General features: G+C 60.8%; 22 protein-coding genes and 1 pseudogene. 9 read left to right on the forward strand and 14 right to left on the reverse strand.

What is annotated here, in order from left to right; genetic code table 11:
* Positions 1 to 38: 38 nt before the first annotated feature.
* On the reverse strand, positions 39 to 1,937 hold the full coding sequence (locus CYD26_RS18060; RefSeq protein ID WP_065758071.1) for a cytochrome c/FTR1 family iron permease: 1,899 nt from the start codon (positions 1,935 to 1,937) through the stop codon (positions 39 to 41).
* 348 nt (positions 1,938 to 2,285) lie between these two features.
* Here CYD26_RS18060 and CYD26_RS18065 point away from each other — a divergent pair, with 348 nt between their 5' ends.
* From CYD26_RS18065 to CYD26_RS18080, 4 genes are read left to right on the forward strand one after another with little or no spacing between them, the layout of a single operon-like run.
* Positions 2,286 to 3,677 (forward strand): COG3014 family protein, encoded by a 1,392-nt coding sequence (locus CYD26_RS18065; protein ID WP_065758027.1) that lies wholly within the window; start codon positions 2,286 to 2,288, stop codon positions 3,675 to 3,677.
* A 15-nt stretch (positions 3,678 to 3,692) separates the two neighbouring features.
* On the forward strand, positions 3,693 to 4,067 hold the full coding sequence (locus CYD26_RS18070) for a YcfL family protein (RefSeq protein ID WP_065758028.1): 375 nt from the start codon (positions 3,693 to 3,695) through the stop codon (positions 4,065 to 4,067).
* 24 nt (positions 4,068 to 4,091) lie between these two features.
* Positions 4,092 to 4,679: a penicillin-binding protein activator LpoB gene (lpoB, locus tag CYD26_RS18075; protein WP_065758029.1), complete on the forward strand. Its 588-nt coding sequence runs from the start codon at positions 4,092 to 4,094 to the stop codon at positions 4,677 to 4,679.
* A 3-nt stretch (positions 4,680 to 4,682) separates the two neighbouring features.
* Positions 4,683 to 5,423, forward strand: coding sequence for a penicillin-binding protein activator LpoB (locus tag CYD26_RS18080; protein WP_065758030.1), 741 nt, complete (start codon positions 4,683 to 4,685; stop codon positions 5,421 to 5,423).
* Positions 5,424 to 5,488: 65 nt separating this feature from the next.
* On the opposite strand, the gene CYD26_RS18085 is transcribed toward CYD26_RS18080, so the two are convergent.
* The 3 genes from CYD26_RS18085 to CYD26_RS18095 form a co-directional block, all read right to left on the reverse strand.
* Positions 5,489 to 6,121, reverse strand: coding sequence for a LysE family transporter (locus tag CYD26_RS18085; RefSeq protein ID WP_065758031.1), 633 nt, complete (start codon positions 6,119 to 6,121; stop codon positions 5,489 to 5,491).
* Positions 6,122 to 6,204: 83 nt separating this feature from the next.
* Positions 6,205 to 6,792: a mechanosensitive ion channel family protein gene (locus CYD26_RS18090; RefSeq protein WP_065758032.1), complete on the reverse strand. Its 588-nt coding sequence runs from the start codon at positions 6,790 to 6,792 to the stop codon at positions 6,205 to 6,207.
* Entirely contained in the window at positions 6,792 to 8,702 is a 1,911-nt protein-coding gene (locus CYD26_RS18095; RefSeq protein WP_102053249.1) for an ATP-binding cassette domain-containing protein, read from the reverse strand. The genes CYD26_RS18090 and CYD26_RS18095 overlap by 1 nt, the downstream gene beginning before the upstream one ends.
* Before the next feature lie 50 nt (positions 8,703 to 8,752).
* Between CYD26_RS18095 and CYD26_RS18100 the strand changes: the two genes are divergently transcribed.
* Positions 8,753 to 9,235, forward strand: a complete 483-nt coding sequence (locus CYD26_RS18100) for a TIGR02444 family protein (protein WP_102053239.1) — start codon at positions 8,753 to 8,755, stop codon at positions 9,233 to 9,235.
* Here CYD26_RS18100 and CYD26_RS18105 read toward each other — a convergent pair.
* The gene (locus CYD26_RS18105; RefSeq protein WP_102053240.1) at positions 9,211 to 10,098 is read right to left on the reverse strand and encodes an AlgP family protein; all 888 of its coding nucleotides are present in this window, start codon (positions 10,096 to 10,098) and stop codon (positions 9,211 to 9,213) included. The two genes, CYD26_RS18100 and CYD26_RS18105, sit on opposite strands and share 25 nt — an antisense overlap.
* 226 nt (positions 10,099 to 10,324) lie before the next feature.
* On the opposite strand from CYD26_RS18105, the gene CYD26_RS18115 reads away from it, so the two are divergent.
* Positions 10,325 to 10,990 carry an FKBP-type peptidyl-prolyl cis-trans isomerase gene (locus CYD26_RS18115; RefSeq protein ID WP_065758035.1) on the forward strand — a complete coding sequence of 222 codons (666 nt, stop codon included), beginning with the start codon at positions 10,325 to 10,327 and terminating at the stop codon, positions 10,988 to 10,990.
* Between the two features lie 4 nt (positions 10,991 to 10,994).
* Here CYD26_RS18115 and CYD26_RS18120 read toward each other — a convergent pair whose 3' ends face one another.
* From CYD26_RS18120 to CYD26_RS25570, 8 genes and pseudogenes are all read right to left on the reverse strand, one after another.
* Positions 10,995 to 11,465, reverse strand: a complete 471-nt coding sequence (locus tag CYD26_RS18120) for an Rsd/AlgQ family anti-sigma factor (protein WP_065758036.1) — start codon at positions 11,463 to 11,465, stop codon at positions 10,995 to 10,997.
* A gap of 264 nt (positions 11,466 to 11,729) precedes the next feature.
* The gene (locus CYD26_RS18125) at positions 11,730 to 12,257 is read right to left on the reverse strand and encodes a disulfide bond formation protein B (RefSeq protein WP_102053241.1); all 528 of its coding nucleotides are present in this window, start codon (positions 12,255 to 12,257) and stop codon (positions 11,730 to 11,732) included.
* Positions 12,258 to 12,480: 223 nt separating this feature from the next.
* Positions 12,481 to 13,722: a heme biosynthesis HemY N-terminal domain-containing protein gene (locus CYD26_RS18130; RefSeq protein ID WP_065758038.1), complete on the reverse strand. Its 1,242-nt coding sequence runs from the start codon at positions 13,720 to 13,722 to the stop codon at positions 12,481 to 12,483.
* On the reverse strand, positions 13,719 to 14,840 hold the full coding sequence (locus CYD26_RS18135; RefSeq protein ID WP_065758039.1) for a uroporphyrinogen-III C-methyltransferase: 1,122 nt from the start codon (positions 14,838 to 14,840) through the stop codon (positions 13,719 to 13,721). Before CYD26_RS18135 ends, CYD26_RS18130 begins: the two co-directional genes overlap by 4 nt.
* A gap of 46 nt (positions 14,841 to 14,886) precedes the next feature.
* Positions 14,887 to 15,654 carry a uroporphyrinogen-III synthase gene (locus tag CYD26_RS18140; protein WP_102053242.1) on the reverse strand — a complete coding sequence of 256 codons (768 nt, stop codon included), beginning with the start codon at positions 15,652 to 15,654 and terminating at the stop codon, positions 14,887 to 14,889.
* Positions 15,651 to 16,592, reverse strand: a complete 942-nt coding sequence (gene hemC, locus CYD26_RS18145; RefSeq protein ID WP_065758041.1) for a hydroxymethylbilane synthase — start codon at positions 16,590 to 16,592, stop codon at positions 15,651 to 15,653. Before hemC ends, CYD26_RS18140 begins: the two co-directional genes overlap by 4 nt.
* Before the next feature lie 118 nt (positions 16,593 to 16,710).
* Complete coding sequence (locus tag CYD26_RS18150; protein ID WP_065758042.1) at positions 16,711 to 17,457, reverse strand: LytTR family DNA-binding domain-containing protein; 747 nt, start codon at positions 17,455 to 17,457, stop codon at positions 16,711 to 16,713.
* A pseudogene (locus CYD26_RS25570) lies at positions 17,454 to 17,561 on the reverse strand (sensor histidine kinase); the annotation flags it as partial. The gene CYD26_RS18150 and the pseudogene CYD26_RS25570, both read right to left, overlap by 4 nt.
* Positions 17,562 to 17,782: 221 nt before the next feature.
* On the opposite strand from CYD26_RS25570, the gene argH reads away from it, so the two are divergent.
* Positions 17,783 to 19,177 carry an argininosuccinate lyase gene (argH, locus tag CYD26_RS18155; protein WP_065758043.1) on the forward strand — a complete coding sequence of 465 codons (1,395 nt, stop codon included), beginning with the start codon at positions 17,783 to 17,785 and terminating at the stop codon, positions 19,175 to 19,177.
* A 45-nt stretch (positions 19,178 to 19,222) separates the two neighbouring features.
* Here argH and CYD26_RS18160 read toward each other — a convergent pair whose 3' ends face one another.
* On the reverse strand, positions 19,223 to 19,885 hold the full coding sequence (locus tag CYD26_RS18160; RefSeq protein ID WP_102053243.1) for a glutathione S-transferase family protein: 663 nt from the start codon (positions 19,883 to 19,885) through the stop codon (positions 19,223 to 19,225).
* Positions 19,886 to 20,029: 144 nt separating this feature from the next.
* Between CYD26_RS18160 and CYD26_RS18165 the strand changes: the two genes are divergently transcribed.
* Both CYD26_RS18165 and CYD26_RS18170 read left to right on the forward strand, forming a co-directional pair.
* Entirely contained in the window at positions 20,030 to 20,317 is a 288-nt protein-coding gene (locus CYD26_RS18165) for a hypothetical protein (RefSeq protein WP_099773282.1), read from the forward strand.
* A gap of 69 nt (positions 20,318 to 20,386) precedes the next feature.
* Positions 20,387 to 20,635 (forward strand): TIGR02647 family protein, encoded by a 249-nt coding sequence (locus CYD26_RS18170; protein ID WP_065758046.1) that lies wholly within the window; start codon positions 20,387 to 20,389, stop codon positions 20,633 to 20,635.
* The last annotated feature ends 23 nt before the right edge of the window (positions 20,636 to 20,658 follow it).

The following is a 20,658-nucleotide window of genomic DNA, read 5'->3' on the forward strand; positions in this document are numbered from 1 at the left end:
AGGCGAACAGTATCCCTGCTCGCCTGTTCGGCTTCAAATCAACTGACCTGCACCCGGCGCTTTTCAGCCAGGCGGCTGCGCCCATACAGTGTCGCAACCGCCAGCAGCGCCACAGCCTGGGCCGCCAGCGAATAGGCGTCAGCGTGAATGCCCAGCCAGTCGAACTCAAAGAACGCCACAGGCCGAGTACCGAAGACACCGGCCTCTTGCAGCGCCTTGACCCCATGCCCGGCAAACACCACCGAAAGGGCGCAGAGCAGGCCGGCATTGATGCTGAAGAACAGCGCCAACGGCAGCTTCGCCGAGCCACGCAGAATCACCCAGGCCAAACCAACCAACAGCACCAGTGCCGTGGCCCCACCGGCCAGCACCGCGTTGTGCCCCGCCGGGCCCGCTTGCAGCCAGAGGGTTTCGTAAAACAGCACGACCTCAAACAGCTCGCGGTAAACCGAAAAGAATGCCAGCAAGGCAAAGCCAAAACGCCCACCGCCACTGACCAGGCTGCTCTTGATGTAATCCTGCCAGGCAGCCGCATGACGACGATCATGCATCCACACGCCAAGCCAGAGCACCATCACACTGGCAAACAGTGCCGTGCAGCCTTCAAGCAGTTCGCGCTGGGCACCGCTGACATCAATCACATAGGCGGCCAATGCCCAGGTTGCCAACCCTGCCAGCAACGCCAGCCCCCAACCCATGTTCACCCCGCGCACCGCTGCGGCCTGGCCGGTGTTGCGCAAAAAGGCAATGACCGAGGCCAACACCAGAATGGCCTCCAGGCCCTCGCGCAGCAGAATCAACAGACCGGAAACAAAGCTCAACGACTGGCTCAGGCCGCCGCCACCGAGCAGTTCTTCGGCTTTGGCCAGCTTGCTCTTGGCAACCTCAAGCTTCTGGGCAGCCTGAGCCACTGGCAAACCGTCCTGCAGCGACTGCCGGTAAGCCATCAACGCCCGCTCGGTGTCCTTGCGCGCGTTGGTGTCGAGGTTATCAAGCGAGCTTTCGACCAGTTCGAAGCCCTCCAGGTAGGCGGCAACGGAAAGGTCGTAGGCCTGTTCGCGATCACCGGCCCGGTAAGCTGCCAGGCTCTTGTCCAGCGTACTGGCGGTATAGCCCAACAGCTGAGAGGCGCCACGCTGCACCTGCGGCGGCTGGGCTCGCTGGGCGCGGAACACGGCGACGGCCTCAGCCCCTTCGTTGGCCTGGACCTCCAGAGGGGTATGCCGCGCCAGATCAGCGAGGTTGAATTTCCTGTCACTCTTGGCCTTGGCCGGGTCGGCGGTGAAGCCTGCGATGTAGGCAGCCAAATCCCAACGCTGACGCTCATCAAGCTGATCGGCAAACGACGGCATGTCCGTGCCTTCGATACCCAGGCCGAGGGTGTTGTAGAGGTCAAACAGGCTCAAGCGATCCAGCCGTTCGCTGCTGGTCAGGTTGGCAGGCGGCGGCGTCAGGCCTACACCTGCCGGGCCGTCACCCACACCGTTGTCACCATGACAGACAGCACAATGCTGGGCATACAACGGGGCGCCACGAACAGGGTCAGGCGTGATGACCGGTGCCTGGCTTACCTCGTACGCCGCCGCCAACTGAGCCCCCAATTGCCGGGCCTGAGTGGCCACCACGGTTGCTTCCTCACGCTGGCTGACCGCCTCACGCAATTGCGCCACACCCTGCTCCAGTGCCTGGCGCTCAGGACGCTGCGGCAGCGCACTGATCAAACCCTGCAACACCCCCAGGAATTCAAGCTGCTCACGGTACTCAGAAGGGTCAACCACCTTCCCTGCCTCAACGGTTGCCGGGTAATCGGCGCCAATGTAATCGAGCAGGTGCAATGCCTGGGCGGCGCCCTCAACCGTACCGGCAAACAGAGAGGTGCTGCTCAATGCCAACACTGGCCAAAGCAGCCAGGCAAGTAAACGGAAGCGGGAAGTCATGAGCGAATCTCGAACAAGAATGCGTGGCATTACATTGTTCACTTCCATTGATTCACACTCAAGGCTTGCGAAGGTCTGCCTTGAAAAAAATTGTCACAAAATCAGGGGTAAACGCCCTGCGTGTAATCCGCCGCCCGTCGAGTCGTATTCTCTGATGGCAAAACAGGAAGACCCCGAGTCAAAACGCCATTAATTAGCCAGCAAATTGCGCTTATAATGCCGCGCCATTTCATATAGCGAATGGAAATTTAGGCTCCTCTGTTAATGAGGATTTGGAACTAGCCGTTCAAAGGGATAACAGCCTCCCGCCTGTTGTGGCTCTTCATTGATCAGGGAAGAAGGTTTCAGATGGCATCCCGTGTCCTTACCGTCGCATCACTCTGTGCGATCGTCCAACTCACTGGTTGCGCGGCTTTTCGCAACTACGACAGTGAACTCCAACAAACCAACCAACACTTGAGCAGTGGCAACGTCGATGCGGCCCTCGCTTTGTTGGAAAAAAACAATAAAGGCGAAGACAAGGACCTGCTCTACTACTTCGAGAAAGGCGAACTGCTGCGCTCCAAAGGCGATCTGGCGGCCAGCCAACAGGCGTGGCACCAGGCCGACAATGTCGTGTTCAAATGGGAAGAGTCGGTAAAGCTGGACACCGGCAAGTACCTGGCCCAGTTCGGCAGCTACCTGGTCAATGACAAGGTGCGCCGTTATGAAGGCTACGACTACGAAAAAGTCATGCTCAGCACCCAGATGGCGCTGAACCTGCTGGCCCTGAATGACTTCGATGCTGCCCGTACCGAAATCAAGAAGACCCATGAGCGTGAAGCGGTCATTGCCGAACTGCGCGACAAGGAATACCTCAAGCGCGAAGAAGACGCCGAGAAAGAAGGCATCAAGACCGAGTACAAAGACCTGCAGGGTTATCCGGTTGCCGCGCTCGACGCGCCAGAAGTGGTCGGTTTGAAAAACAGCTACCAGAGTGCCTTCAGCCACTACCTGTCCGGTTACGTCTATGAAGCCTTGGGCGAACGTGGTCTGGCCGCGCCTGGCTACCGCAAGGCTGCCGAATTGCGCCCGAACACCCCACTGTTGGAGCAGGCGCTTCTCGACCTGGACAAACCTGCGGCCAAAAACAACGACAGTGACGTGCTGATCGTGGTGCAAAGCGGTCTGGCGCCAGCCCGTGACTCGATTCGCGTGCCGTTGCCACTGCCCATCAGCGGTAATCTGGTGATCACCCCGCTCTCCTTCCCGATTATCAAGGAAGACACTTCCACTCCGCGGTTTTCGCAGATCGGGCTGGACAGCAACACCCTTGAGCTGACGGCCCTGAACAGCACCACCGCCATGTCTCGCCGCGCCCTGCGCGATGACATGCCCGGTATCATCCTGCGCACCAGCGTGCGTGCGATCAGCCGCGGTGTCGCCCAGAAGCAGCTCAACGACACCAACCCGCTGGCCGGTCTGGCCGTCGGCATCGCCTCGGCTGTCGTCGAAGGTGCCGACACCCGCACCTGGCGCACCCTGCCAGACGATACCCAAGTGGTCCGCGTACGCATGAGCCAGGGCGAGCATACCCTGAGCCTGCCTTCGAACCTGGGCGGCACACAGGTCAAGGTCAAAATCGAGCGGCCCTATCAGGTTGTGACCCTGCGCGTGGTCGGCAGCCAGGTCTACGCCGGCGGCCCTGCTACCCAAGTCATCCCGAACACCGCTGCCCAGGCTGTCGCCAGCATCAAGTAACCCAAAGGAAGCGCCATGCGAATCAAACTCCTCGCCGCCTTGACCACCGTTGCCCTGCTGGCCGGCTGCGCGACCCCGCCGCCACCAGCACCCGGCAGCGCCGCCAGTAAAGTCGTGGTCATGGGCAAGTTGAAAAACATTGAGGTCGGCCAGATGCGGGTTGCCCGCGAGAACGGCTTTCTCACCGTCAAGGTGTCACTGAACAACACCAGTAGCAGCAACAAGGCGATGTTCTACCGCTTTGCCTGGCTGGGTAACGATGGCTTCCCTGTAGCCGACGAAGAAGGCTGGAAAACCCTGACCCTGTACGGGTCGCAATCCAGCATTCTGCCGGCCATCGCGCCCGTGCCACAAGCCACCGACTTCCGTCTCGAAGTCCAGTCGCAGTAATTCGATTTTCAGGAGATCCATTTTATGTTCGCACGTTTTTCGATCCTCGCCGTTGTCGTCGCCCTGGCCAGCGGTTGCGCCAACAACTCCCCTGTTCTGGGTGGCAAGAACATTGGCTACGGTGACAGCAAGGCCGTCGAGCTGGTCACCAACGAGTTCGGCTCCACCGACTTGCAAATGATCGCCGAGAGCATGACCCGGTCACTGGCACAGTCCGGCATCCTTCAAGGCCGCCCTGTCGTGCAGGTCTACGATGTGAAGAACAAGACCAGCGAGTACATTGATACCCGCGAAATCACCACGTCGATCAAGACCCAGCTGATGAAGTCCGGCACTGCACGCTTCGCCAGCGACAACACCCAGATGCAAAGCCAGGTCGACCAACTGAAACTGCAGAACCAGAGCGGTCTGTACAAGAAAAACACCGTGGCCAAGACCGGCAACATGATCGCGGCCAAGTACCGTCTGGAAGGCTCGATCAGCTCGATCGTCAAACGCAGCAGCGACTACAAGGACGTCTTCTACAAGTTCAGCCTGCAATTGATCGACGTCGAAAGCGGTCTGGCCGAGTGGATGGACGAAAAAGAAATCCGTAAGACCACGGAGCGCTAAGCAATGCGTGCATGGATTGCAAGCCTCGGCCTGGCGTGTGCGTTCAGCGCACACGCGGCCCCTAAAGTCGCGGTCACCGACCTCGCCTATCAGGAACGTGTGGAGGAATACATCCACACCGTTTCCGCGCAACAGAGCTCCAACGCAAGCATGTACTCGGCCAACAGCTCATCGAGCTACAACGAGTACGAGAGCAGCCAGAGCTACGTCGAGCAGACCGAACTGCGCAAGTTCAGCGGTGACATCAAGGGTGAGATTCTCAAGACCGGAATGTTTCAGCTGGTACAAGGCACACCCTATACCGCCAAGGCCAAGGAAGACGTCTACGACGTCATCAAACGGATCAAGAACGGTAATTTCAAGGGTGCTGACTATGTGCTGTTCGGCACCTTGTCGGACATCGACTTCCAGCGTGATATCACCTCGCTGGATCGCACTGACAGTTACTCCGCAGTGCTCGGCCTGACCCTGGTCGCCGACTTCAGCCTGATCAACACCAAAACCTTCGAAATTACCTCGGCGTTTACCGCCATGGGCGAAGGCCAGGACACCAAGCTGGTCAATGGTGACGATGTGCGGGTCACCCTGAACCGGCCACGTGTGGTCCGTGAAGTCTCCAAGGAGCTGGGCATGGATGTGGCTCGGCAACTGAGCGAGCAGCTTGGCCAGGCAATGCCGGAACACGAGCGGCGCCCGATGCGCAACAACCTGCCGCCGGACGAACCGGCGCAGATCCTGCGCTAAACAACAAGAAAGGCGACCCTGGGGTCGCCTTTCTTGTTTCTACCGGGGCAGTTGGCGCCCGGAACTCAGACCGGCGCCCGACGCAGGGTCGCCAGCAGCGCAGCAGCGCCCACGAACAAGCCGGCAAAGGTACGGTTCATGCGCCGCTGCTGCTTCGGAGTACGCAGCAAACGCAGCACCCGTGCCGCCAAGCCGGTGTAACCCGCCATGACCAGCAGGTCGACCGCCACCATGGTGGCCGTGATGATCAGGTACTGCGGCAGCAGGTCCAGGTGCGGGTTAATGAACTGTGGCAGTACCGCCAGCATGAAGACCAGCGCCTTGGGGTTGCTGATGTTCACCAGAAAGCCGCGGAACACCAGGCTCAGTGGCTTGCCAATCGGCCGCACGGCGGCGTTGTCACTGAGGTCGGCGGGCAACGCACGCCATTGTTTGACGGCCAGGTAGACCAGGTAGCAGACCCCGAACCACTTGATGAACTGGAAGGCCGTGGCGGATGCCGCCAGCACCGCCCCCACGCCCGCGGCGATGATCGCAATCTGCATGATCAACCCCAATTGCAGGCCCAGCGCATTCCAGTAGCCCCGCCAGAAGCCATACTGCAGGCCACAGGACATCGAGGCAATGGCGCCAGCGCCCGGAGACAGGCTAATCACCCAACATGCAACAAAGAACGCCAACCATGTTTCCAGCGACATGACACACCTCAGCGGGGACTCTAGTACAAAGCCCAACGCTAATGCGCCGCTGGAAAAAACGCCACGGTTTTTTTGACCGCCGATCAGTTGCCCTTCGGCGCGTCCTCACCCACCAACGGTAGTGCATCAGCGCCGCGCCAACGCCGTACCGACTTCTGGAAGAACTGGCTGTTGGGCACCTGCACCAGTGCACCGCCAGTCTCGGGCAGCTCGACCAGCGTGGTGAACAACAGGTTGATGGCAATGACACGGCCTTTGACACCCGGCTTGTCAGTGGTATCCACCAGCTCGACCACATCACCCAGACGGAACGGCCCAACAGTGAAGATCAGCACCGCGCAGAGCAGGTTGGACAGCACACTCCACATGGCAAAGAACGCGACTGCTGCGACGGCGACAAACCCCGACAGTGCGGTCCAGAGCACGGTGGCCGACACCCCCAGACGCTCCAGCACGACAATCAGTGCGCTGCCCATGATCAGCCAGCGCAGGCCACCGCGCAGCGGCATTATCAACTCTGGCGGCAACGGGTAACGTTGCGCCAGCCGGCTCAAACAGCGTGCGACCACACGCTGCAGGAAAAAGGCCGCGACCAGGATCAGCAGGATCTGCAAACCGAGCCACAAGGGCTCGATCCACTCCACCGGCAGCAACTGTCGCAACGCCGCCATCACGACAGTGCCTCCAGCTCCGCCTGCATGGTCTCCAGCACTTCCAGCGCCTCCATCCAGGCCTCCTCCAGCTCGGCCTCACGGCCCTTGAGCTGGGCCTGGCGGGCCAGCAGCTCACGCAACTCATCCTTACGGGCAGCTTCGTAAAGGGCACTGTCGCCGAGGCTGGCTTCGACTTTCGCCAACTGCTCATGCACGGTGCCCAGCTCACGCTCGAGCTTTTCCGCTTCGCGCTTGTGCGGCGCCAACTGCTGGCGCAGCGCTGCCGCCGCCTGACGCTGGGCTTTCTTGTCGGTCTTGTCGGCGTTGGCCGGTGCACTGCTGACCGGGGCATTACGCTGACGGTACTCCGCCAGCCAGCGGGTGTAGTCGTCCAGGTCTCCATCGAAGGTGTCGACCTTGCCGTCGGCCACCAGCAGGAACTCGTCGGTGGTGCTCTTGAGCAGGTGACGGTCGTGGGATACCACCAACACTGCACCGCTGAACTCCTGCAATGCCATGGTCAACGCCAGGCGCATTTCCAGGTCCAAATGGTTGGTCGGTTCGTCGAGCAGCAGGAGGTTCGGCCGCTCCCAGGCAATCAACGCCAGCGCCAAGCGGGCTTTCTCGCCACCGGAGAAATTCAGTACCGGCTCGTCGAGTCGACCACCACGGAAGTCGAAACCACCCAGGAAGTCGCGCAAGGTCTGCTCACGCTCGGTCGGTGCCAGGCGTTGCAGGTGCAGCAATGGGCTGGCTTTGCTGTCCAGCGAGTCGAGTTGGTGCTGGGCGAAGTAGCCCACCACCAGGTTCTCACCGCGCACCAGGCGTCCAGCCAGCGGCTCAAGCTCGCCTGCGAGGTTCTTGATCAGGGTCGACTTGCCCGCACCGTTAGGGCCAAGCAAGCCGATGCGCGCACCTGGCGCCAACTGCAGCTTGACCTTCTCCAGAATGGTTTTATCGCCATAGCCCAGCCGCGCTTCAGAAAGGTCGAGCAAGGGGCTGGAGATTTTCTCTGATTCGCGGAAGGTGAAGTCGAACGGCGAGTCGACATGGGCCGCCGACAACTCCTCCATCCGTTCCAGGGCCTTGATCCGGCTTTGTGCCTGACGGGCCTTGGTGGCCTGTGCCTTGAACCGGGCGATGTACTTCTCCATGTGCGCACGTTGGGCCTGTTGCTTCTCATAGGCCTGCTGTTGCTGCGCCAGGCGTTCGGCACGGGCACGCTCGAACGCGCTGTAACCACCCCGGTAGAGGGTCAGTTTGCACTGCTCGACATGGGCCACATGGTCGACCACCGCATCAAGGAAATCGCGGTCGTGGGAGATCAACAGCAAGGTGCCGGGGTAACCCTTGAGCCAGTCTTCCAGCCAAAGGATCGCATCCAGGTCAAGGTGGTTGGTCGGTTCGTCGAGCAGCAACAGATCGGACGGGCACATCAGCGCCTGCGCCAGGTTCAGGCGCATCCGCCAGCCACCGGAGAAGTCACCTACCCGGCGTTCCATCTGCTCATTGCTGAAGCCAAGGCCCGCCAGCAACTTGCGGGCACGGGCATCAGCCGTGTAACCGTCGGCACTGTCGAGTTCAATATGCAGGCGCGCCACAGCGGTACCGTCGTGAGCCGACTCCGCTGCCTCCAGATCGCGCTGGATGGTGCGCAGGCGCTCATCACCATCGAGCACATAGTCCACGGCCAGGCGCTCGAGGGTATCGACCTCCTGACGCATGTGCGCGATGCGCCAATCGCCCGGCAGCTGACAGTTACCGGCGTCGGGCGTCAGCTCACCGCGCAGCAATGCGAACAGGCTGGATTTACCGGCACCATTGGCGCCGATCAGGCCGGCTTTCTGGCCGGGGTGCAGGGTGAGCTCAGCGCCTTCTAGCAGGCGCTGTGGACCACGCTGTAAAGTGAGGTTCGATAGTCTGATCATAATGGCCGCGAAGTCTACCAGCTTCGCCGCCAACTGGCGCGAGTGGGACCATGTACACCGACCTGTGGAATTTTGCCGTGAGCCTCTATGCCCGTCCGGGGGTGGAAGCGGCCTGCCTGAGCCTGCAGCACCAGGGGGGGAATGTCTGCCTGCTGCTCTGTGCTACCTGGCTGGAAGCCCGTGGTGTAAAGCCCGATGCCTCCCGCGTGGCACAGTTGCAACAGTTGGCCGAACCCTGGCACCGCCAGGTGGTGACGCCACTACGCTCACTGCGCCAGCAATGGCGCGAAGCAGCAAGCCTGGACCCAGCGCAGGCTCGCCTGCGCGAGCAACTCAAGGCACTGGAGTTGGCTGCTGAACGCGAGCTGCTAGAGCGCCTGCAAACGGCCTCGCAGGCGTGGCCAGCCGCAGAAGTGGCTGAGTCGGACTGGCTGGAACGGCTGTCGCCGGATGGCGTTAAAGCGTACCGCGACGCGTTGCAGAAGCTACGCGTCGCGGCAGCAAGCACTCAAGACGCGGTCGACGGCGACTGAGCAGCAGGGGCTACCGGGCTTGCAGGTGCAGCCGGTTGTGCAGCGGCGGCTGGTGCTGGCGTGGCCGGACTTGCAGGCTTGGCAGCGACAGGCTTGGCTGGGGCTTTGGCAGCAGGTTTCGCAGCCGCTCGAACTGGAGCCTTGGCCGCGGCTGGTTTGGCGGCAGGCTTGGCTGGGGCTTTCGCAGCGGCAGCTGGTTTGGCAGCGGCCTTGACTGGCGCCTTGGCGGCGGCAGGCTTGGCAGCAGCGCGAGCGGGGGCTTTGACCGCAGCAGGCTTGGCAGCAGCAGTTTTAGCGGCAGGTTTGGCCGGGGCCTTCACCGCTGTGGCTGGCTTGGCTGCAGCTCGGGCAGGTGCCTTGGCGGTCGCAGGTTTGGCCGGCGCTTTGGTTGCAGCCGGTTTGGCAACTGCTTTGGCAGTGGTCGGTTTGCTGGCGGCGGTAGCGGTAACCGCTGCCTTGTCGCTACGCAGGGTCAGGACTTTGCTGGCAGCCTCTTTTACTTTACCCACGCCCTGGGCAAGCTTCAGGCTTTCCTGAGCATCGCGCTTGAGCTCAAGGATATAGGTGCGGGTTTGTGCCTGACGCTCCTTCAATGCATCGAGCAATTCCTCAAGCTCCGCTACGGCATTCTTGGCCTTGTTCTGTGCCTTGGCCTTGCCTGCAGTGGCAGCGTCCTGAAGTTTGAGGCGCGCTTTATGAAGTTTTTCCTGTGCCTTGCCACGTTGTTTTTCCAACTTGGCCAACAGTTTTTCTGCATCAGCCAGCGCTTGCGAGCAGGCGTTTTCCAAATGCTCAAGCAGGCTGCTGGAGAGTTGATGGAGCAGGTGTAACGGCGTACTTACTGGCTTCTTATTGGCCGACATGGCTTACCTCCTGGCTGATGTAGTTGCGGCTCATACTAGTCTTCTGCTGCTATCGCCGCTAGGGCATGTTGACCGTAATGGATGCGCCGCGTTGCATGCCTGGGCAAAGTGCGTATCGTTGCCGCTGGAGGCAAGTGTAGATGCTGCTGGAAACACTGCCGATAAAGCCTTGGACAATACCTTCAGGCTGGCATAATTGTGCTTCTCCGAAACCTGGACCCTTGCCATGCCGCGCTACTTTCTACTGCCGTTTCTTGTCTTGCTGTCACCGGCCATGGCGCAGGCAGATGGCAATGCCAACGACGCTCATGACCTTGCTTACAGCCTGGGCGCCAGCCTCGGAGAACGCCTGCGCGAAGAAGTCCCGGACCTGCAACTCAAGGCATTGATCGACGGCCTGCAACAGGCCTATCAGAACAAGCCACTGGCCCTGAGTAAAACGCGTATGGAGGCACTGCTCAGCCAGCACGATGCCCAGGCCAACGACGCCGCAGAACAGGCGCAGAGTGAACAGCTACTCGGTGTTGAACGCCGCTTCATGGCCACTGAACGTGCCAGGGCCGGCGTACGAGAGTTGCCGGAAGGTGTCCTGGTCAGCGAGCTGGTAGCAGGCACTGGGGCCAAGCCCACCAGCGGCGGCAAGGTTCAGGTTCGCTATGTCGGCACACTTCCAGACGGTACGGTCTTCGACCAAAGCGAACAACCGCAGTGGTTCAGCCTGAACAGCGTGATTGAAGGGTGGCAGGTGAGCTTGCCGCAGATGGCGACAGGCTCAAAATGGCGGCTGGTCATTCCTTCAGCGCTCGCATATGGCGCTGAAGGTGCCGGGGACTTGATTGCGCCGTACACGCCTCTGACGTTCGAGATTGAACTGCTCGGCGTAGCAAATTGACGGTTCAGGCCTGAACCGCGCCCTCTTCCTTGTGCGCGTTGTGCAGCACCTCGATCAGGCAGTCTTCCAGCTCAAAACGCTCATGCAACAGGCCGCCCAGTTCCTGGAGTTTCTTGGCGAAACGCTCGGGGTCGTTGCAGTTGCCTTTGTCGCAGTGATCGTTAAAGGCAAGGGCAATCTGGGTAATGTCGTCGATACGCGGGCTGATCTGTTCGGCCAACTCCAGGCTGCGGTTATCACCAAAAGCCTTGGCCTCGCTGACCAGTTGCTCCTGCACCTCGAAGTGCCAGGCCGACACATAGTCCACCAGCACCGCACAGAAATCCCGATTCATGTCCTTGTCGGCGAAGGCCGGCTTTGCATCGCGCAGCTTACGGAAGGCTTCCACCAGTTCCGCCCGCTCCTCCAGCCAGCGGTCAATCAGCCGATGAACCCCACCCCAGCGTTCCTGAGCATTCTGACAACTATCGAGCATGGCGATCTCTTCCCTTCAGGGTCGTGCTGCACTACACCGCGTCACGCATTGTTGTGACCGGTTGAAAGCAGCAAACCGGCATAGCGTAGTTTTTTTGTCTGCGTGCTGGGGAGATTATTCCCGTGCGCCCATGCCTTCAAGGTACGCAGGCGACAAAGTTCATACAAGTGTTTAATCCTGCGACGTAGCGCCGCTCATCTACAAAGCTGTTCCAGGTCAATCGAATCAGCGACTTGCGATACTGCCGAGCATGCTGCCAAGGGGTCAGAGGCGTGCCATTCGCCTACGGACCATCCGTATACGCAGGCCAACAAACGTCACGGTCAGGGTAAAAAGCGTCAAGACCATGAACGCCAGCAGGCTCCATTCAGGAACACTCAGGTCCATGAAGGTCCAACTGATTCGCACGCAGTCCGGGCTCCCCAGCAGCATGGCCTCCAGCACCTGACTCCAGGACCGTGTGTAGACCAGGTAGCCCAAGGGCGGATGACACTCCATTTCAGGCACGAATGAAGCACTTTGCAGCCAGATATGCCGGGCCGCCAGCAAGACCCCGAGCACGGCACACACCAAGGCCACAGCAGCGTAGCGACACAGCCCACGCAGTCGTGGTCGCTGCAGTAACGCGCCCAGACAGACAATGGCGAACAACGACAGCAGGATGCGCTGGCTCAGGCACAAGGGACACGGCACCAGGCCGAGACCTAACTCCAGGTAGAACGTCCCCCCCAATATGGCCAGAGATGCCACAAAGGCCAGGAGGAACAAGGAGCGCAAACGAACCAACGGCATGAAGAATTCCAAGAGCGGAATGAAGGGGCATCAACGGTAGAGGAAAGCCACAACCCCTTTCAATACGAGCCCTTCGGGACTCTTCGCCAACAAAAAGCAGAAAGTACGGCAAACCAGAAGGGACTGGAGAGAGGCCGCCGAAGGCACAATAAACCACACGCTGTAGGAACAATTACCCAGTCATACAGGCCCGCCGTGCCAAGCGGGCCTGTACGCTTCGTTACTAGCTGCGAACACCCTCAGGCAAGGGCAGCGCCAGCAGACGCTCATCCAGCAGCACCAAGCCTTCCTGAAACAACTGATTGCTGCGCTCGGTATCACCCAACCCCGCCAGCAAACGCGCCAGCTCGGCACAGGTCTCGGGGTTACGCTGCAGGTTCAGGCTGCTTTCCAGGTAGTCACGTGCCTTGCCCCACAGGCGGTTTTGCAGGCACAGACGACCGAGGGTCAACAACAGGCTTGGGTCATCGGGGTGCAGCTTCAACCAGCCTTCGGCTGTCTGCAACTGACGTACAGGATCTTCACCCCGGACCAGCCCATAAAGACGGGCGAGATGGCTCTCGTACTGACGTTTGAGTGCCGTACGCAACGCCTTTTCAGCCTGAGCCTCGGCACCCAACTGGCGCAGTTGCTCGGCGTAGGCCAGCACCAGTTGCGGCTCCTGCCGCTGCGCCGAGGTCAACTGTTCCCAGGCACGCGCCAATGATTGAAGCCCGGTCTGGTCGTCGTTTTCACGGCGGGCTGCCAGTGACAGGTTCTCACCCCAGGCGCGCTGCTCCAACTCGCTCAGCTCGGCAGCCGGCAGGGCTTTTTCCTTGCGCAAGGCCGGAAACAAACGGATCAAAGCAGACCAGTCGCCGCGCTGTCGATGCAGGCCTTGCAACTGGCGCAGCACCTGAACACTGTGCGGATGGCGATCATGCATGGCTTGCAGGGTCTCCAGCGCTCCATCGAGGTCGCCACGGTCGGTTTGCAACTGGGCATGACTCAGGGCGATGGCCAGTTCGGCCTGGGGCTGACGCTCCAGGGCACGCTCCAGCAGGTTGTCGCAGTCTTCGGTACGGCCAAGTTCGTTGGCAGCACGGGCAGCACCGAGGTAGTAGAGCAAGGGCTGACGCTCAGCTTCGGCGGCACGGTGCAGGTTGCGCTGGGCGCTGGCCCAACGGCCTTCGGCCAGATCCAGTTGGCCCTGTTCGATGGCCAGGCGAGTACGCCGGTCGCGGTTGCGCCGAGACCATGGGTTGACCACCCCACCAGAGACGAACACCACACTGATCAGGTAGCGAACAAGCAAAAACAGCAGCCACACCCCAAGCAACACCGCCAGCGTTGCCCACACACTGGACTCATAGCGGAAGAAGTTGCCGTAGGAAATCAACACGTAGCCACTGTGGTGTGCCATGCCGATACCTACCAGCGCGGCCACCGCAATCGCCACGACCGTCAACAGGTAGACACGCTTCATGGGCGCGCCTCCTCAGCTGCCTTGCCGGCTGGCACTTCTTCGGCAGGCAGATGACGACGCTCGATATACGCCTGAACCGCACTCAGGCTTTGCGCCAGATCCGGCGTGACAACCGATACCGGCGCGTCAGCCAAGGCCTGCAAACGCTCAAGCATGATCCGGCTTTGTGCATGATCAGGGTTGAAGTTGGCCAGCAGCACGCTGCGCGCTTCTGCCAGCGCCTGGGCATACACTTTCGGCTCGCCATTGAGCGCAGCCCACTGGGCTTGCTCAAGCGTCAGGCTCAAGGCCAGACGAACCTGATTCAGCGCCTGCCCGGCCAACAATGGCCGGATGTTTTCATCGGCATTGAAATCGATGCGAATGTAGCGGGAAATCTTGTCCCACCACTGCGACCAACGGCTTGCGCCATCACCATCGGCGATCAAGGCTGAATCGCCTTCAGCCTTGACCTGGAAGTCTGGGGCCAGTGCGCTCAACTGCACCACTTGATCACGCAGCGCGGCCAATTGCAGGAACAACCCAGTGCGGTCTGGCTGCTCTACGCTGTGCAGTGCGGCCAGGCTATTGGCCAACTGCTCGCGGGCAGCGAAAGCACCCGGGTCGCTTTGCTCACGCAGAATGTCATCAGCACCCTGAACCAGGGCGCGGGCACTGGCAATGTCCTGCAGCGCCGACAAACGCAGGCTGGCCAGACGCAACAGGTGCTCAGCCTCTGCCAGCCGCCAGTCTTTGCGGCTCGCCCCCAACACACTTTCCAGGCGCTGACTCAAGCGTTGCTGGTCGCCCTGCAACTGCGCGACCAGGCGGCGACGGTCTTCCAGCTCGGCGGCCGGTGGCAGGCCGGCAAGCTGCGCCGAAAGCTGCTGCTCACGTGTTTGCAGAGCCTCGGCCAAGGTGTTCAGCGCTTGCAAGTGTTCGCCCTGGGCCTGATCGGCGCCTTGAAGCTGACGTACTTGCCATACGCCCCAGCCCCCCACGGCTACACCCGCGGCACCCAGCAACAGCGCGAGAATCGCCAAACCATTACCGCCGCGCTTTGCCGCCGCGGCAGGCGTTTGTTCTGGCGCCTCGGGCGCCGACTGCACTTCATCGTTGGGCAAGACAGTTTCGCTCACGTATCCATCCTTTGCATTGAGGCACGTCGCCAATCAGCTTAGCGCCTTAGAGGGCAGGTGCAGGAGTTTCCCGCAACGCCGCCAGCAAGGCCGCGGCATTGGCACCGCGACAATCTATTACATTCAGGGCACCGGCTGCACGGGCCTGGGCTGCCACCCGAGGGCTCGGCACAAAAATAGGCAACCGCGCCAACTGCGGCCAGTCCTCGCCGGCCAATTGCTGCAAATGTTCAAACCCTTGGCCGCTGCTGACCACCAGGCCATTCAAACGCTCTTCCTCGACACGCCGCTGCAATGTCGACGGCGGGTAGACAGGCAGGCAACGTCGGTACAATTCGAGGTAGTCGACACTAGCACCTTGTTCGGCCAAACGCTCGGCCAACAACTCACGCCCGCCCTCACCGCGCATGATCAATACACGCGCATCGGGCCGGTTAATCGCCTCATGCAAGGCGGGCAACTGCAAAAGTGCCTCGCTGTCATCGCCAGTGCGGGGGTAATGCACCTCCCGGCCATGCGCTTCCAGAATCTGCGCCGAAGCAGCGCCGACCGTGAACCAGGCTTGCTGCGGCGGTTGTGGCCAGTAGTGATCCAGCTGCGCCAAGCCCAGGCGCGCCGCCGGTTTGCTCACGACGATAACCGCACAGTAGCGATCCAGGTGAGCCACCGTGCTGCGCTGCGCGGCATCAAGCGCCAGTGGTTCGATTTCCAGCAAAGGCAAACTGCTGCTGAAGACGCCGCTCTGCGCAAGCGTTTGCGCCAGCGCTGCACCGTCTTCGGCCGGCCGCGTAAGCAGCAGACGCCAGCTGCTCACGGGTGACCGGCCTCGCCATAAACAGCCTTGAGGATCTCACCGGCCCCCTGCTTGAGCAGGTCTTCGGCGACCCGAACACCCAGCGCCTCGGCATCGGCGCGTGGCGCACGCGCTTCGGCGTTGAGCAACGTGCCACCGCTGGGTTGACCTACCAGGCCGCGCAGCCATAGCTGATCACCTTCAAGCACGGCATAACAGGCAATCGGTACCTGACAACCGCCGTTGAGGTGCTTGTTCAACGCCCGCTCTGCGCTGACACGGTCGGCGGTGTCGCGATGGTGCAGCGGCGCCAGCAACGCATGGATTTCACTGTCGGCACTGCGGCATTCGATCCCCACGGCACCTTGGCCGCCGGCGGGCAGGCTGTCATCGACACTGATGGTAGAGCTGATACGGTCTTCAAAGCCGAGGCGGATCAAGCCGGCAGCCGCCAGGATGATCGCGTCGTACTCACCCGCATCGAGCTTGGCCAGGCGGGTATTGACGTTGCCCCGCAGGAAGCGGATTTGCAGGTCGGGGCGACGCGCCAGCAACTGTGCCTGACGGCGCAGGCTGGAGGTACCGACCACGCTGCCCGCCGGCAGGCTTTCGAGGTTTGGGAAGGTGTTGGAAACAAACGCGTCGCGCGGGTCTTCGCGCTCGCAGATGCAATACAGGCCCAGGCCTTCGGGGAAGTCCATGGGCACGTCTTTCATCGAGTGCACCGCAATGTCGGCTTCGCGCTCAAGCAGTGCAGTTTCCAGTTCCTTGACGAACAGGCCCTTGCCGCCAATCTTCGACAGCGGCGAGTCAAGCAGCTTGTCACCGCGGCTGACCATTGGCACCAGCGTCACCAGCAGGCCGGGATGGGCTTCCTCTAGACGGGCTTTGACATATTCAGCCTGCCAGAGGGCAAGGGCACTTTTGCGGGTGGCAATGCGGATTTCGCGAGTGGACATGGAACGATCCGTACGAGAGAGTTGCTACGGATGATAACAGCTCAGTCCAACGCGCTAGCAGATCTAAATTATCGGATAAGGTCGCCGTCCTTGGCACGATTCGCTCCAGCACTGTCCTTTAGAGCTGCTGCATCATCTTGCGCACGCCCGCCACATGCCGACGGCTGACCACCAGCGCATCGCCATTGAGCCCTTTCAGATAAAGCTGGAAATGCCCTAGCGGCGTGCGCTGCAGGCGTTCAATACGGTTACGCGCGACCAACGCATTGCGGTGGATACGGACAAAGCGGTCACCGAACTCATCCTCAAGGGCCTTGAGTGGTTCATCCAGCAAGACTTCGCCGGACTCATGGCGCAGGGTGACGTATTTGTGATCGGCGATGAAGTAAATGACCTGATCCAGCGGGATCATTTCGATGCCTTTGCGGGTTCTCGCACTGATGTGACTGCGAGGCCCGATGCCGCTCTCAGCGGCCGGGCGCGTCAACGCCGCCAACTGCACCCGGCTGGGACGCTCTGCCCTGCGCAAGCTGTCCCGCAACTCCTCGGCGCGTACCGGCTTGATCAGGCAGCCCAGGGTGCTGTCTTTGAATACGTTTACCGCGAACTCATCATCCGCCGTACAGAACACCACCGCCGGTGGTGCTTCACGCTCGCACAAGCGACCTGCCACCTGAAGGCCATCCAGGCCTGGCATACGAATGTCGAGCAGGACGACATCGGGTTTAAGGCTGTCGATCAGTGCCAGGGCCTCTTCACCATTGGTGGCGCTAGGCTCCAGCACGGTATAGCCCTCAAGCTCGCCGAGCATGCGGCTCAAGCGTTCGCGGGCTTGGGGTTCGTCATCAACGATCAGGACATTCATATTGCGCTGGATTCCTGCGTGAGTCTCGCACAAGGATAGCGTAGACAGGTGAAGTGACGACCGTCACGGCGATCCACGCTCAGACTCGCACGATGGCTAAAAATTCACTGGGTCGGCAGTAAAGATGCCAATCCTCAGTCCAACTGTAGACGGTTGCCGGAACGCTGCCGTTCATTCGCCAAATATCCTGTCAAGAACACACCTTCAACGGCGCCAGCCAGAACCTCGATCACCCATTTATGCCGACCGCCGAACGCCGTCAATGCTGCCAATCCTGCTATTATCGGCGCCACTTTTCCCGTTCACGCCTTCAACGAGCGAATCCATGAGCACTGACAAGACCAACCAGTCCTGGGGCGGCCGCTTCAGTGAGCCCGTCGACGCTTTCGTCGCCCGCTTCACCGCTTCCGTCAACTTCGACCAGCGCCTGTATCGCCACGACATCATGGGTTCGATCGCCCACGCCACCATGTTGGCGAAGGTCGGCGTTCTCACCGATGCCGAGCGCGACAGCATCATCGACGGGCTGAAAACCATCCAGAGCGAAATCGAAGCCGGCAACTTCGACTGGCGCATCGACCTCGAAGACGTTCACATGAACATCGAGGCGCGCCTGACCGATCGCATCGGGATCACCGGCAAGAAGCTGCACACCGGGCGTAGCCGTAACGACCAGGTCGCCACCGATATCCGCCTGTGGCTGCGTGACGAAATCGACCTGATCCTCGCTGAGATCACCCGCCTGCAACAAGGCCTGCTGGAGCAAGCCGAGCGCGAAGCGGAAACCATCATGCCGGGCTTCACGCACCTGCAGACCGCGCAACCGGTGACCTTCGGCCACCACCTGCTGGCCTGGTTCGAGATGCTCAGCCGTGACTACGAGCGCCTGGTCGACTGCCGCAAGCGCACCAACCGCATGCCGCTGGGCAGTGCCGCACTGGCCGGTACCACCTACCCGATCGACCGTGAACTGACCTGCCAGCTGCTGGGCTTTGAAGCCGTGGCCGGCAACTCGCTGGACGGCGTCTCTGACCGCGACTTCGCCATTGAATTCTGCGCTGCCGCCAGCCTGGCGATGATGCACCTGTCGCGCTTCTCCGAAGAGCTGGTGCTGTGGACCAGTGCGCAATTCCAGTTCATCGACCTGCCTGACCGCTTCTGCACCGGCAGCTCGATCATGCCGCAAAAGAAAAACCCGGACGTGCCAGAGCTGGTGCGCGGCAAGAGCGGCCGTGTATTCGGCGCCCTGACCGGCCTGCTGACCCTGATGAAAGGCCAGCCACTGGCCTACAACAAGGACAACCAGGAAGACAAAGAGCCGCTGTTCGACGCCGCCGACACCCTGCGCGACTCGCTGCGGGCCTTCGCCGACATGATCCCGGCCATCAAGCCGCGTCATGCGATCATGCGCGAAGCCGCACTGCGCGGCTTCTCCACCGCCACCGACCTGGCTGATTACCTGGTACGGCGCGGCCTGCCGTTCCGTGACTGCCACGAAATCGTCGGCCATGCAGTGAAATACGGCGTCGACACCGGCAAGGACCTGGCGGAAATGAGCCTGGACGAACTGCGCCAGTTCAGCGACCAGATCGAGCAAGACGTATTTGCCGTCCTGACCCTGGAAGGCTCGGTCAACGCCCGTAACCACATTGGCGGTACCGCTCCAGCCCAGGTACGGGCTGCGGTGCAACGCGGCAAGGCCCTGCTGGCCAGCCGTTAAGCCTCGATACAGGCTCGCCGGGCAGCACGGCGAGCCTGTTTCAACTCAGCGCTTGCCGCTGCGAATCATCTCGAGGAAGGCGGGCATCTGCGCTTCCTTGTCCGCTGCGATCTTCTGCACATGCGGGCTCTCCTTGAGCCGGGCGAACAGCGCCTTGGCCTGCGGGAAGTCTTCCAGCAAGTCCTGACCAAATATCTTGAGGCCGACACCGCGCGCCAGATCGACACTGTAGAAGAAATACAGGTCGGCCAGAGTCAGCGTGTTACCAGCAACGTAAGGCGAGAACACGCCGTTGCGCTTGAGGGTATCAAGCCCCGCCAACAGTTCGCCCTTGGCCTTTTCCTTGATGACCGCGTCCACCTGCATGCCGAAAAACGCCTCGGGGTAACAAACCCGTGCCGGCAGTTCGATATACAGCTCGATTTCCTTGGCCAGCTCGCGAACCTTGGCACGCGCATAGGCCTCGGCAGGCAGCAAGGCATGCTCAGGATGCACCTGCTCGATGTACTCGAGGATCACGCTGGTCTCACTGATAAAGCCGTGCTCGGTTTCCAGTACCGGGACCTTGCCCCGCGGGCTGACCTGCAGAGCGTCATCACTCTGGCCACCGTTGAACGGCACCTCTTCAAAGGGCAGGCCCTTTTCCAGCAGTGCCAGTTTGACCATGTTGTAGTAGTTGCTGACTGCAAAACCATGAAGCTTGAGCATGAAAACAGCCTCCAGGCCGTAAGGAGTTGGCCCGGGGTGTTATAGAACGATTGGCCCGGGCTGACCAGCATCATGGATCGTGTCGATACTGCGACATGACCTGTGCGCTCATGGCAAACTGCAGGCTCAACGCGAGGAATCACCATGAGCGAACAGAACAAAATCGACAGCGACGACGAAGAAACCTTCGCCGAAGCCACCCTGACCCAGGCCATCGAGAATCAGATCGAGTCCGGTGAGCCACCGGCCGCCAAGGCGGCTTTCAACAAGCTGACGCTGGTAGGCTATGAGCGCGAAGACATCCTCAACCTGATGGCTCATGTACTGGCTATCGAGATTGACGCCATGCTCGATGAAGACCGTGCATTCAACACCGAATGGTACGAAACTGCCCTGCGCGCACTGCCCGAACTACCGCCGGAAAAAGACTGAACTACACTCCAAAGCCAGGCATCCGTTACCAAGGTGCCAACCGCAAATTCAGGAAATGTCGGAGTACCTATGTCATTTACCCCCGAGTTGGTTGCCGAACTGGAAATACTTGCACTGTTCAACCTGGCCAATACCCAGGAAGGCCTGAAAATTCACACCAAGACGGCAGCGCCCCAAGCCATTGCCGCCGCCAAACGCCTGCATGACAAGGAACTGATCACCCAACCCGATGGCGGTTACCTGACCAGCCTGGGCCTGGACGCCGCCGAGCATGCACAGCAGCTGCTGACCATCCTCAACGTGACCGAAACAGCCTGAATACCCGCCGACACCTTCACCGG

The sequence above is a fragment of the Pseudomonas sp. FFUP_PS_473 genome, from assembly GCF_002858665.1.
Taxonomy (GTDB): Bacteria; Pseudomonadota; Gammaproteobacteria; order Pseudomonadales; family Pseudomonadaceae; genus Aquipseudomonas; species Aquipseudomonas defluvii.